General features: G+C 71.3%; 9 protein-coding genes. 7 read left to right on the plus strand and 2 right to left on the minus strand.

From position 1 onward, the window contains the following. Nucleotides 1-4 precede the first annotated feature (4 nt). From QNO07_RS00385 to QNO07_RS00395, 3 genes are all read left to right on the plus strand, one after another. A complete protein-coding gene (locus QNO07_RS00385; RefSeq protein ID WP_283989241.1) occupies nt 5-1,231 on the plus strand; it encodes a 4-hydroxybenzoate 3-monooxygenase in 1,227 nt (408 codons plus the stop codon). Between the two features lie 143 nt (nt 1,232-1,374). Further along, on the plus strand, nt 1,375-2,892 hold the full coding sequence (locus QNO07_RS00390) for a glycoside hydrolase family 43 protein (protein WP_283989242.1): 1,518 nt from the start codon (nt 1,375-1,377) through the stop codon (nt 2,890-2,892). A gap of 342 nt (nt 2,893-3,234) precedes the next feature. Next, a complete protein-coding gene (locus QNO07_RS00395; protein ID WP_283989589.1) occupies nt 3,235-4,488 on the plus strand; it encodes a YncE family protein in 1,254 nt (417 codons plus the stop codon). Nucleotides 4,489-4,544: 56 nt separating this feature from the next. On the opposite strand, the gene QNO07_RS00400 is transcribed toward QNO07_RS00395, so the two are convergent. Beyond that, nucleotides 4,545-6,407, minus strand: coding sequence for a cellulase family glycosylhydrolase (locus tag QNO07_RS00400; protein WP_283989243.1), 1,863 nt, complete (start codon nt 6,405-6,407; stop codon nt 4,545-4,547). Nucleotides 6,408-6,676: 269 nt separating this feature from the next. Here QNO07_RS00400 and tdh point away from each other — a divergent pair, with 269 nt between their 5' ends. The 4 genes from tdh to QNO07_RS00420 all read left to right on the plus strand — a co-directional run bounded on the left by tdh (nt 6,677) and on the right by QNO07_RS00420 (nt 11,687). Next, complete coding sequence (gene tdh / locus QNO07_RS00405; protein ID WP_283989244.1) at nt 6,677-7,705, plus strand: L-threonine 3-dehydrogenase; 1,029 nt, start codon at nt 6,677-6,679, stop codon at nt 7,703-7,705. Nucleotides 7,706-7,755: 50 nt separating this feature from the next. Further along, complete coding sequence (locus QNO07_RS00410) at nt 7,756-8,958, plus strand: glycine C-acetyltransferase (RefSeq protein WP_283989245.1); 1,203 nt, start codon at nt 7,756-7,758, stop codon at nt 8,956-8,958. A 26-nt stretch (nt 8,959-8,984) separates the two neighbouring features. Then, nucleotides 8,985-9,899, plus strand: a complete 915-nt coding sequence (locus QNO07_RS00415; RefSeq protein WP_283989246.1) for a LysR family transcriptional regulator — start codon at nt 8,985-8,987, stop codon at nt 9,897-9,899. A gap of 291 nt (nt 9,900-10,190) precedes the next feature. Beyond that, nucleotides 10,191-11,687 carry a DUF1996 domain-containing protein gene (locus QNO07_RS00420; RefSeq protein ID WP_283989247.1) on the plus strand — a complete coding sequence of 499 codons (1,497 nt, stop codon included), beginning with the start codon at nt 10,191-10,193 and terminating at the stop codon, nt 11,685-11,687. A 102-nt stretch (nt 11,688-11,789) separates the two neighbouring features. On the opposite strand, the gene galK is transcribed toward QNO07_RS00420, so the two are convergent. Then, nucleotides 11,790-12,995 (minus strand): galactokinase, encoded by a 1,206-nt coding sequence (gene galK, locus QNO07_RS00425; RefSeq protein ID WP_502961749.1) that lies wholly within the window; start codon nt 12,993-12,995, stop codon nt 11,790-11,792. Between the last annotated feature and the right edge of the window lie 17 nt (nt 12,996-13,012).

Below are 13,012 nucleotides of genomic sequence, written 5' to 3' on the forward strand. Positions count from 1 at the left end.
TCGCGTGAACCACCCCCGTCACACCCGCGTCGCCATCGTCGGCGCCGGCCCGGCCGGCCTGCTCCTCGCCCGATTGCTGCACCGGGCAGGAATCGACTGTGCCGTCCTGGAGAGCCGCGACCGCTCCTACGTCGAACAACGCCAACGCGCCGGAATCCTCGAACAGAGCACCGTCGACATCCTCCGCCACTCCGGAGCGGCCGACCGGCTCGAACGCGAGGGCATCCCGCACGAGGGGATCGAGCTACGCTTCGAGAACCGCCGCCACCGCATCGACTTCCCGGCCCTCACCGACAACCGCCGCGTCTGGGTCTACGCCCAGACCGAGGTCGTCAAGGACCTCATAGCCCTTCAGCTGGAGGACGGCGCGCCGCTGTACTTCGACGCGCCGGTCCACGCGGTCGAGGGCGCCGACACCGACCGCTGCACCGTGCACTACACCCACGACGGGCAGGACCACACCCTCACCTGCGACTACGTCATCGGCTGCGACGGCTACCACGGCGTCGTCCGCAAGGCGGTACCCGACCACGTCACGCAGGTCCACGAACGGGCCTACCCCTACTCCTGGCTGGGCATCCTCGCTGACGCCCCGCCCGTCTACGACGAGCTGGTCTACGCCCACTCCGCACGCGGGTTCGCCCTCGCCAGCATGCGCTCCCCCTCGGTCAGCCGCCTCTACCTCCAGGTGCCCAACGGCGAGGACCCGGCCTCCTGGCCGGAGGACAGGATCTGGGACGAGCTGGACCTCCGGCTCGGTGCCGACGCCGGTTGGCGGCTCCAACGGGGTCCGATCACGGCCAGGTCAGTGCTCCCCATGCGCAGTTCGGTCACCGAACCGATGCGCCACGGCCGCCTCCTTCTCGCCGGTGACGCCGCCCACATCGTCCCGCCCACCGGCGCCAAGGGCCTCAACCTCGCCGTCTCCGACGTCACCGTCCTGGCCCGCGCCCTCACCGGCCTCTACGACAGCGGCTCCCACGACCTCCTCGACGCCTACTCCGACACCTGCCTTCGCCGTGTATGGCGAGCCGTGCACTTCTCGCACTTCATGACCACCACCTTCCACACCTCCGGCAACCAGTCCTCCTTCGACACCCGTCTCCAGCTCGCCCAGCTGGACCGCGTGGCCACCTCACACCACGCGTCGGCCGAACTCGCGCACAACTACACGGGCACAGCGGTCGCACAGGCACCGGCGGCGCCCCCGGTGGGGTACCTGTCCACGTGATGCGGGCCCCTGAGCCAGGCGAACCGGCTGACAGCACCCCACAGGTCCCCGGTAGCCTTCGGGAGGCCGGCCTTGCTGGACAGCGCATGCCCCGCAGCCGGTCGCCGGTGTCGCGCCGGCGCGTCGAAACGTGAAGGGACTCGATGAGGGAGTCGAGCGGGCACAGGACGGGCAGCGGCTTCAGCAACCCCGTCATACCCGGCTTCCACCCGGACCCGTCCGTATGCCGGGTGGGCGATGACTACTACCTGGCCTGTTCCAGCTTCGAGTACTTCCCCGGTGTTCCCCTGTTCCACAGTCGGGACCTGGTGCACTGGACGCAGATCGGCAACGCCCTCGACAGGCCGGGCCAGCTGCGCCTGCCGCCGGGGGCGCCCGCTTCGGGAGGGATCTACGCGCCCACGCTGCGACACCACGACGGCCGCTTCTGGCTGATCGTCACGAACGTGAGCAGCGACGGCAACGTGCTCTTCACGGCGACCGACCCGGCCGGCCCGTGGTCCGACCCGATCCGGTTGCCCGGTGTGCACGGCATCGACCCGGACCTGGCCTGGGATGACGACGGGAACTGCTGGTGCACCACGGCCGGTGTCGGCCAGGTCCGGATCGATCCCCGTACCGGGGAGGCCTTCGGCCCCTCGCGCCGGCTCTGGTCCGGCACGCCGGGCGCCAAGGCGCCGGAGGCGCCGCACCTGTACCGGATCGGCGACTACTGGTACCTGCTGATCGCCGAGGGCGGCACCGAACGCTGCCACGGCGTTTCGATCGCCCGCGGCCGCATGCCGACAGGTCCGTTCGAGCCGTGCCCCGACAATCCGGTCCTGACCCACCGGGGCACCGACCATCCCCTTCAGAACACCGGTCACGCGGACCTGGTGCAGGCGCCCGACGCGTCGTGGTGGATGGTGCTGCTCGGTGTGCGGCCGCGCGGGGGCAGTCCGGGCTGGCACGTACTCGGCCGGGAGACGCTCCTGGTGCCGGTCGACTGGGTGGACGGCTGGCCGGTCGTCGGCGAGCTGTCGACCGACATGCCCGCACCCCCCTGGCAGCTGTATCCCCCACCCGCCGTACCGGCGTTGGACGACTTCGACTCGGACGGGTTGGCCCCGCACTGGGTATCGCTGCGCCACCGCCCCCCGGAGGACTGCACCACCGGGATGCGGCCCGGCTGGCTGACCCTCAACGCCCGTGGCGGGTCACTCGATGACACCGACGCCACGTTCGTCGGACGGCGGCAGGAGCACCTGTCCTGCCGGGTACGCGCCCTGGTCGATACGGCACAGGGACGCGGGGGCTTGGCCGTCCGCCTCGACGAGCAGCACCACTACGACGTCGAGGCCTCGCCCGGGGAGGTCCGCGTGCGCGCCCGTGTCGGGCCGTTGCACGCCGTCGTGGCGTCCCGGCCGACGCCGGCCGGTCCCGTGGTGCTCCGGATCGAGGTGGCCGAAGTGCAGTCGGTGGACGATGCCCGCACCGGCCCCGACACCATCCGCGTCGGCATCGAGGAGCCGGACGGCACGTTCGTCGAACTCACCTCGCTGGACGGTCGGTACCTGTCCACGGAGGTCGCCGGAGGCTTCACCGGCCGGGTCCTCGGGATGTTCGCCTCGATGGGCGCTGTCCACTTCGACTGGTTCGAGTACGTACCCGTCGAGCGCTGAGGCAGGCGAGGCGGGCTCAATCGCCTGGCTGCCGCGGGCCACGAGGGGCGGGGCATCATCTCGCCCGTTCGTTCCGTCCGCGGATTTGATTGTGTCCGCGGCCTTGTGGAGGGCCGCGCCCTTCCCTACTTTCCAGTAGGTCCGGTTCGGTGGGTCCGGCTCGATCAGGCCCGCTTCCGACGCGGCTGCTCACCGGACCGTCCGTGCTTGCTCAGCACGCCGCACCCGCTCCTCGATTGTCATGCCCCCACCATGCAGGAGGTAACGTCCATGCCCGCTCCCGGATCGACCGCCGCACTCCCCTCCCCCGCGTCCCCGGCCGGCCGCACCCGACGGGCCGGTATGCGGCGCCTCGCCGCCGTGGGCGCCGCTCTCGCGCTCACCGCCGGCGGGACCGCCTCCGCGGCCACCGCACAACCCTCCGCCACCGCACAGCCCTCCGCCGCCGAGCTGCGGGAGGTGATGTTCGTCGGCAACAACTGGGAGGGCACCGCGGACGTGATCAGGTCCAGTGGCGACTTCTCGAAGATCGGCCGGATCAACGTCATCCCGGACAGGAAGCAGCGGATGGCGGAGATCAACGCCAACCCGATCCGGTGGATCGCCTTCATGACCATCCGCAACACCGTGGGCGAGGGCAACGACCAGTTCGTGGACGACATGTACTCCACTCCGGACGGGCGGTCGATGGTCGTCTCCCGGCCGAGCTTCGCCGACGTGGTCTCCATCGACCTGGCCAGCGGGAAGATCAACTGGCGCTTCCCCGTGTCGGGTTTCCGCGCCGACCACATGGCCGTGTCCCCCGACGGCACCCGGGTGGCCGTCTCGGCCTCGACCTCGAACACCGTGCACGTACTGGACATCAACACCGGCGAGCAGGCCGGTTCGTTCCGGACCGGCGACAAGCCGCACGAGAACATCTTCACCAGCGACGGCAGGTACATCTGGAACATGTCCATCGGCGAGGTCAACACCGCGCTGGACGCGCCCTGGCTGGACTGGACGAAGGGCGACCGCAGGATCACGGTCGCCGACGCGCGGACCTTCGAGCAGGTCAGGGTCATCGACATGCGGGACCGGTTGGACGCGATCGGCCTCAGGGACTACTCGGACGCGGTCCGCCCGGCGGTGTTCAGCCCCGACGAGTCGAAGCTGTACTTCCAGGTGTCGTTCTTCCACGGCTTCCTGGAGTACGACATCGCGACCGACAGGATCACCCGGGTGAAGACGCTTCCGAAGAACCCCGAGACCGACCCGGACCGCACCACCTGGGTCAACGACTCACGCCATCACGGCATTTCGATGAAGCCGGACGGCACCAAGCTGTGCGTCGCGGGCACGATGGACGACTACGCGACCGTGGTCGACCGCTCGACCCTCCAGGAGGGCCCGCTCGTCACCGCCATCAAGCCGTACTGGGCGACTGTCAGCGGTGACGGCAGGGCATGCGTGGTCTCCGAGGCCGGCGCGGACCGGGTCACGGCGATCGACTTCGCCACCGGGCAGAAGATCGTCTCGGTCCCGGTCGGCGACCACCCCCAGCGAGTTCGGCTGGCTCAGGTGCCCGCCGACTGGACCGGCCCGTCCGCCGGCTGACTCGTCCGCTGGCTGACCCGTCAACCGGCAGGCCCGTCAGTCGGCTGACCCGCCCGCTAGCCGAACTGCGCCACCGTCCACGTCGACAGCTCCGTCCGCGCCGCGTCGAGCAGCGTCGCCGGCGGGGCTGTCGCGCCGTTGGTGACCAGGGCGTAGTGCAGGGTGCCCGAGTCGGCGTCCGTGAGAAGGAGGCGGCGGCTTCCGGTGCCGCCCGGTTCGCTCGCGACCGCGACGGGCGTGGCCCTCGTGTACGCGGGTGGGGAGACGGTGACGCCGAGGTCGGAGACCACGGTCGTCGCGGAGGTCGGGAAGGACGCCGGAAGATGCAGTTCCGTGGGTTCCGCGCTGCCGTCCGAGCGCCAGACCAGCAGGGCGTACTGGCCGGAACCCACAAGTTGCCGGACGGCCGGCAGGGAGCGCGGCACCTCGTTCCACGTCAGCGTCGTCGCCCCGTCCCGCGAGCGGTCCTCGTAGGTGAACGCGACCGCGCTGCCCGCGGTGGCGCTGGGGTAGACCCGGTCGAGTAGCCGTGCGTCCTGGCGCAGCACGGGTGTGCCCGAGTCGTCGAGGCGGACGGCGGACAGGTCCTCGTCGTTCCAGGCGTCACCCTCGGTCTGCACCTTGCCGGGGTTGTCGTTCATCAGCTCGCGGTGCCGTCCGTTGTAGATGTCCCACTGCCACTGCTGGCCGGAGAGGACCGGGCCGGAGCCGGACGGGTTCGTCCACCAACCGGAGCCCCGTACACGGGAGTCCATGGCCTGGTACATCGCCTTGAGGACCGTGGGCGCCTTGTCGGAGACCCCGCCGGACAGCGGGTGGCCGAACTCGCTGATGACCGCGGCCGTTCCGGTGGCGGCGGCCCGGTCGCGGACCGTGCCGAAGTCGGTGACGTACTGGCCGTCCGCCGCCTTGCCCCACATGAAGATGCCCGAGATCGCCTTCTGGTCGTAGAAGTGCGTGTTGAAGACGTACCGCGGACCGAGCCGGCCCACGTCGAGGAACCCGCCCTCCTCCTTCTGGAAGCCGATGTTGGCGTTCCAGAAGAGCGTCGGTTCGACGAAGGCGGGCTTGGCCTGCCAGCCTGCCGCGTCCATGCGGGCGCGGAACCGCTCGTAGAACGGCCACAGGACGTCCTTCTCCCAGGTGCGGCTGGTCTGGCCCGGGTCGAGGACGCCGGAGTGCGGCTCGTTCCAGGGGTCGAAGCCGACGACACCTGCGAACTGGGCGGGGGTGAGGTGCTGCCGCAGGTAGGTCATGGTCTTCTCGGCGGTGGTGAGGAAGGCGTCCTGGACGCCGTGCCTGTTGTGCCAGAAGTCGTACGTCGCCCGCTTCACGGCCTCGTTCTGGGTGATGTTCTGGCCCCAGAAGAGGCAGATCCCGCAGAACTCGTCCGGGTAGCCGCCGAGGTCCACCGCCCACCGGGGAGCGCCGTCGCCGGTGTACCAGCTGTTCGCGCCGAACAGCCAGCGGGAGTAGAGGTCCTGGTGGAAGTCGGGGTAGACGCGTATCCCGGCGTCGAGGAACGCGCCCATCTGCGCGGTCGCGGCGGCGAGGTAGGCGGTGTCCACCTGTCCGCGCACCGGCTCCGCGTACGCCCAGTGGAGCAGGAAGCGGACGGAGTTGCCGCCGCCGAGCGCGCGCAGTGCCCGCGCGGACTTCCGGGCGTCGGCGACCGAGGCGAAGGGCAGGCCGCGGTGCTCCTTGAGTTTGGTCGTGCCGGAGACGTTGTAGCCGCGCAGGACCACCTCGCGACCGAGGCCGTCCTTGAAGCGGCCGTCCTCGACGGTGAGGGTGGCCGCGGCCGGGGCGTCGAACCAGAGTTCGTCGGGCAGGGCACGGGCGGGCTGGGCACCCGCCGTGCTCAGGTAGCCGGTGAGGAGTAGGAGGACACCGAGCAGACACAGGCGCTTTCTTGGCATGTCCGCAACATTCAGCATGGCCTGCACCGTCCCAACGGGCCGGGCGGTCGTCAAGGGTCTCCGACCGGCGAACAGGTAATCGTTTCCGTGAGTGGCCGCGCTCCCCCGGGGGCCCGGCGTTCACCGGGCGTGAAGCTGGACTGTGGACCCGCTTAAGAAAGCGTCGATGGACGCGGCCCTGCGGACTGGGCAGATTGGTGCGCGTCCGCAGACCGGAACCGCTGTTCGGTAGTCGATCGGTCCCGTCACCCCTGTTTGGAGCCGCACCGATGAAGGCACTTGTCAAGCAGCACGCCGAGCCCGGCCTCTGGCTCATGGACGTGCCCGAGCCCGTGACCGGCCCCTCGGACGTGCTGATCAAGGTGCTGCGCACCGGCATCTGCGGCACCGACCTGCACATCAGGTCGTGGGACGGGTGGGCGCAGCAGGCCGTCAGCACACCCCGCGTCCTCGGGCACGAGTTCGTCGGTGAGGTCGCGGCGGTCGGCCCGGACGTCGCGGACATCGCGGTCGGCGACGTGGTGAGCGGAGAGGGCCACCTGGTGTGCGGGAAGTGCCGCAACTGCCTGGCGGGCCGCCGCCACCTGTGCCGGAGCACCCTCGGCCTCGGCGTGGGCCGTGACGGCGCGTTCGCCGAGTACGTCGCGCTGCCCGCCTCCAACGTGTGGGTGCACCGCACCAAGGTCGACCTGGACGTCGCCGCGATCTTCGACCCCTTCGGCAACGCCGTGCACACCGCGCTGTCCTTCCCGCTCGTCGGCGAGGACGTGCTCATCACGGGTGCGGGGCCGATCGGCATCATGGCCGCGGCCGTCGCCCGGCACGCCGGCGCGCGCAACGTGGTGATCACCGACGTCAGCGAGACCCGGCTGGCCCTCGCCCGCAAGGCGGGCGCGACGCTCGCCGTGAACGTGGCCGAGAGCGACATCGCCGCAGCCCAGCGGCAGCTCGGCCTGAAGGAGGGCTTCGACATCGGCCTGGAGATGTCCGGCCGCCCCGAGGCCGTACGCGACATGGTCGACAACATGACGCACGGCGGCCGCATCGCGATGCTGGGCCTGCCCGCGGAGGAGTTCGCCCTCGACTGGTCGAAGATCGTGACCTCGATGATCACGATCAAGGGCATCTACGGCCGGGAGATGTTCGAGACCTGGTACGCGATGTCGGTGCTGCTGGAGGGCGGGCTCGACCTCAGTCCTGTGATCACCGGCAGCTACGGCTACCAGGACTTCGACGCGGCCTTCGACGAGGCCGCCACCGCCCGCAGCGGCAAGATCATCCTCGACTGGACCGCCTGACCCCCGCGCCCCGCCCGGCCCCCGCCCCGCGCCTTCCAAGGAGAACTCCCATGTACGCGTCCGTCCGCGAAGACCTCCGCGCCACCCTCGACGAGATCCGCGACGCCGGCCTCCACAAGCCCGAGCGCGTCATCAGCACCCCCCAGAACGCCTCCGTCGCGGTGACGGCCGGTGCCGCGTCCACCGAGGTGCTCAACTTCTGCGCCAACAACTACCTCGGACTCTCCGACCACCCCGAGGTCGTCGCCGCGGCCAAGGAGGCGCTCGACCGCTGGGGCTACGGCATGGCCTCCGTGCGCTTCATCTGCGGCACCCAGGAGATCCACAAGGAGCTGGAGCAGCGGCTCTCGGCCTTCCTCGGCCAGCAGGACACCATCCTGTACTCCTCCTGCTTCGACGCCAACGGCGGCGTCTTCGAGACCCTGCTCGGCCCGGAGGACGCCGTCATCTCCGACGCCCTCAACCACGCCTCGATCATCGACGGCATCCGGCTGTCCAAGGCGCGCCGCCACCGCTACGCCAACCGGGACATGGCCGACCTGGAGAAGCAGCTCAAGGAGACCCGGGACGCGCGCCGCCGCCTCATCGTCACCGACGGCGTCTTCTCCATGGACGGCTACCTGGCCCCGCTGCGCGAGATCTGCGACCTGGCCGACCGCTACGACGCCATGGTCATGGTCGACGACTCGCACGCCGTCGGCTTCGTCGGCCCCGGCGGGCGCGGCACCCCCGAACTGCACGGGGTGATGGACCGCGTCGACATCCTCACCGGCACCCTCGGCAAGGCCCTCGGCGGCGCCTCCGGCGGATACGTCGCCGCCCGCGCCGAGATCGTCGAGCTGCTGCGCCAGCGCTCCCGCCCGTACCTCTTCTCCAACTCCCTCGCCCCGGTGATCGCCGCCGCCTCCCTGAAGGTCCTCGACCTGCTGGAGTCGGCCGGTGACCTGCGGGACAAGGTCGCCGCCAACACCGAGCTGTTCCGTACGAGGATGGCGGACGCCGGCTTCGAGATCCTGCCCGGCGACCACGCGATCGTGCCGGTCATGATCGGCGACGCGGCGGAGGCGGGCCGGATGGCCGAGCTGCTGCTGGAGCGCGGCGTCTACGTCATCGGCTTCTCCTACCCGGTCGTCCCGATGGGCCAGGCGCGGATTCGCGTCCAGCTGTCCGCGGCCCACTCCACCGAGGACGTCGAGCAAGCCGTCGCCGCCTTCACCGACGCCCGCCGTGCGCTGGAGGGCGCACGCGGCTGACCGGCGCCACCTGGCAGGATGGACGCGTGTTCGACCCTCGACGGCTTCGCGCCCTGCGGGCCGTGGCGGATCACCGTACGGTGACCGCCGCGGCCGCCGCGCTGTACCTCACCCCTTCCGCCGTCTCCCAGCAGCTCAACGCGCTGGAGAAGGAGACCGGCCACACCCTGCTGATCCGCAGCGGCAAGGGCGTGACCCTGACCGCGGCGGGAGAGATCCTCCTCGCCCACACCCACGCGATGCTCGCCCAGGTCGAGCGGGCGGAGGCGGAGCTCGCCGCGTACGCGGGCGGAGCCGCGGGCGAGGTCAGCGTCGCCGCGTTCGCCACCGGCATCGCCGAGGTGGTCGCACCGGCGCTGGGAGCACTTTCGCAGACCCACCCGGGTATCCGGGTGCGCGTCCGGGACGCCGAGGGCGACGAGAGCCTGCCGCTCGTCCTCGACGGCGAGGCCGACCTCGCGGTCGCCGTCGAGTACCGGGGCGCGCCGGGCGCTGACGACCGCCGGCTCCACCGGGTACCGCTGTACGCGGAGCCGTTCGACGCCGTGCTGCGCGCCGACCACCCGCTGGCGGACCGCGAGCGGGTCGAACTCGCCGGGCTCGACGACAGCGACTGGATCGGCCCCTATCCGGGCAACCCCTGCCACGACATGGTGCTGCTCGCCTGCGAGCTGGCCGGTTTCCAGCCCCGGCTCGTGCATCAGTCGGACGACTTCCGTGCCGTCGTCGCACTGGCGGGAGCCGGTGCGGGCGTCGCGCTGGTGCCGCGTTCCGCGCTGCGCGGAATGGAGCTGCGCGGCACCGTGGTCCGGCCGGTGTCAGGCCCGGAGGCGACCCGGCGCGTCTTCGCCGCGGTGCGCCGCGGCGCGGAGACGCACCCCCTGATCCGGCCGGTCCTCGACGCCCTCGCCCACACGGCGTCGGGGCTGTCCACGGGCTGACAGCCGTACTGGCGCGGCCCGGACCGGCAGGAACATGCGAGGGCGCCCCGCCCTGCGGCCCGTGGGCCGTGGGTGGCCCGTCGTACCCCGCCGGTGGCCCGTGCGTGGCCCGTGAAGAACTTACGACTCTGTGACGCGCCTCCAACGTGCGTGACAAGGGGGGAGGTTGAGGTGCGAGAGTCAGCGGCGACCGATCACCACCCGCAGTGTCGGAGCCGGGTGACCGGCCGGGGGGATGGCCGAGGACAACAGGCGTCGCACTGAGCGGACGTCCGGAAAGTGAGGACCATCGTGCAGCAGCGACACAAGGTGAGCCGGACACGCAGGAAGGCGGTGTTCGCTGTGGTCGGGCTGGTACTGGGCGGAGGCGGCCTGGTGGCCGTCAACGCCGGTGCCAACGCCAGCGACTCGGGCAAGCAGCAGGCGTCGACCGGTGCGGTCGCCTGCCCCGCGGTGGAGGGCAGGCTCACGAACGTGCCCGCCGGGGCGCGCGCCGAGGTGGACCGCAGCCTCGAACTGATGCGGCAGCAGGTCAGAGAGGCCGACGCGCGCATGCCGTCGGTGAAGGGCGGAACCGCCGAGGTGTCCAACATCGTCCTCGGTCCGCTGGCGTCGAAGCGCGCAGCCGTACTGGAGCGGATCGAGATCGCCGTCGAGCGGACCGGTGCGGAACGGCCGCGCGATCTTCAGAGTCTGGCTGTCTGCCGGGTCGCAGGCCAGGCGGGCGCACCCGCAGCCGCAGAAGACGGCGGTGAGCAGGGCGCGGGCGAGTCCCAGAGCCAGGGCGGTCAGGAGCAGGGCGGTCAGGAGCAGGGCGACGGCGGACAGGACGGCACCGGCCAGGACGGGCAGGACCAGGGCAGCCGACAGGAGAGGCAGGACGGCGGGCAGGACGGCGGCAACGGGCCCGTGCCTGAGGACTTCGTCGACATCACCACCGTGGCGCCGAACGTGGAGCGCCCCCGCAGGAACCAGGACGCCTCCAACGGCAGCTTCCAGTCCCGGTGCGGCGTGAACGAGCAGGGGCAGTTCAACTCCGACAACGTCATCGTGGCCCCCGGCGTCGACAACGGCGCGCACCACACCCACGACTACGTGGGTGCCGAGGGTGTCGACGCGTTCACCACCGACGAGTCGCTGGCAGTCAGCCGCACGACCTGCACCAACGGTGACCAGTCCACCTACTACTGGCCGGTGCTGCGGGACCGCGACGGTGTGCAGGAGTCCGACGCCGCGCAGCCGGGCGGAGGCGCCGACGGCAACGTCGGCCGGATCCTCACCCCCGCCACGGTCCAGCTGAAGTTCGTCGGAAGCCCGCGCACCAAGGTCGAGGCCATGCCCCGGTTCCTGCGCATCATCACCGGTGACGCCAGGGCCAACGCCAACGGTGGAGCGAACGCCAACGCCCGCTGGAGCTGCACGGGTTTCGAGTCCCGGGTGGAGCTGACGGACAAGTACCCGATCTGCCCGCAGGGCAGCAAGGTCGTGCGGATCGCGAAGTTCCAGAGCTGCTGGGACGGCCGCAACACCGACAGCGCCAACCACCGCGACCATGTGGCCTTCGCCGACCGCCAGGGCAACTGCCCCGACGGTTTCCGCGCCGTCCCGCAACTCGTGCAGCGCGTCACCTACAACGGCCTGGCCGGCAGCACCAGCTTCGCTCTGGACAGCTTCCCCGAGGCCTTCCACAAGCCCGTCACCGACCACGGTGACTTCATCAACGCCATGTCCGACGAGTTGATGGAGAAGGCGGTGAACTGCATCAACACCGGTCGCCGCTGCGGCTGAGCATCAGGGGGAACCGCGCCGGATCCGGGTGCGGGTCAGGTACGGCACAGGCGCCGGGCGGTAGGTACGCCCGGCGCCTGCGCGCTGTGGAGTCCGGGCCGGTCAGCTGACTCTGCGGGCGCCGGCCGACGGCTCTGCGGGGAAGACGCGGGGAAGGCGGTGGCCCGCCGCGGTGAAGGCCTGCTGCACCGCCTGCGTCACCGCGGGCACGTCGCGGTCCTCGGTCAGGACGATCGCCGAGCCGCCGAAGCCGCCTCCGGTCATCCGTGCCCCCAGCGCCCCGGCGGCGTTGGCGGTCGCGACCACCAGGTCCAGCTCGGGGCAGGAGACCCGCATGTCGTCCCGCAGCGAGGCGTGTCCTGCGGTGAGCACCGGCCCGACCGCCCGGACGTCACCGTCGGCGAGATTGTCGACGACCTGCCCAACCCGCTGGTTCTCCGTCACCACGTGCCGGACGTAGGCGCGGACGGTCCCGTCGTCGAGCCGGTCCAGCGCGTGGTCGAGCCCGTCGGGGGTGAGGTCGCGCAGCGAGCGGACGCCGAGCAGTCGGGCCCCCCGCTCGCAGCCGCTTCGGCGCTCGGCGTAGGCGCCGTCGCCCAGGGCGTGCTTGACCTGGGTGTCGACGACGAGCAGGCGCAGTCCGAAAGCCCCCGGGTCGAACGGGACATGGCGGTAGGTCAGGTCCCGCGTGTCCAGGTGCAGCAGATGGCCCGCGGTGCAGCAGGTGGAGGCGATCTGGTCCATGGCGCCGCAGGGCACACCGACGAAGGCGTTCTCAGCCCGCTGGCTGAGCCTCGCCGTCTCGACGGGCGGCAGGCCGAGCCCGAACAGGTCGTTGAGTGCGAGCGCGGTGACCACCTCCAGCGCGGCGGAGGAGGACAGCCCCGCACCGGACGGCACCGTCGAGGCGAGATGCACGTCCGCACCGCCGATCCGGTGGCCGGCCTCGCGCAGAGCCCACGCGACCCCCGCCGGGTAGGCGGCCCAGCCGAGGTCGGCTGCCGGGTCGAGGTCGTCGACGTGCAGGCGGACCACCTCGCCGCCGGTGTCCGCCGAGTGCAGCCGCAGAATCCCGTCCGCGCGGCGGGAGGCAGCCGCCACCGTGGTGTGCGGCAGTGCGAGCGGCATGACGAAGCCGTTGTTGAAGTCGGTGTACTCGCCGATCAGGTTGACCCGTCCCGGTGCGGCCCAGACACCTTCGGGCATCCGCCCGTACAGGGCGGCGAAGGCGGCGGCCACATCCCCGGCAGCCACCTCGGCGGCGGGCACGGGAGGGGTGGCGCTGGCGCTGGCGGTCTGCTCCCGCATCGGGCGTGGCGTCGGCA

Source organism: Streptomyces sp. 549 (genome assembly GCF_030124175.1).
In the GTDB taxonomy this organism is placed as follows: domain Bacteria; phylum Actinomycetota; class Actinomycetes; order Streptomycetales; family Streptomycetaceae; genus Streptomyces.

Bases quoted from the DNA above. Each gene is read 5' to 3' on its own strand.
- QNO07_RS00390 (WP_283989242.1), top strand. From the start codon at position 1,375: ATGAGGGAGTCGAGCGGGCACAGGACGGGCAGCGGCTTCAGCAACCCC.
- QNO07_RS00395 (WP_283989589.1), top strand. From the start codon at position 3,235: ATGCGGCGCCTCGCCGCCGTGGGCGCCGCTCTCGCGCTCACCGCCGGC.
- QNO07_RS00400 (WP_283989243.1), bottom strand. From the start codon at position 6,407: ATGCCAAGAAAGCGCCTGTGTCTGCTCGGTGTCCTCCTACTCCTCACC.
- tdh (WP_283989244.1), top strand. From the start codon at position 6,677: ATGAAGGCACTTGTCAAGCAGCACGCCGAGCCCGGCCTCTGGCTCATG.
- QNO07_RS00410 (WP_283989245.1), top strand. From the start codon at position 7,756: ATGTACGCGTCCGTCCGCGAAGACCTCCGCGCCACCCTCGACGAGATC.
- galK (WP_502961749.1), bottom strand. From the start codon at position 12,995: ATGCGGGAGCAGACCGCCAGCGCCAGCGCCACCCCTCCCGTGCCCGCC.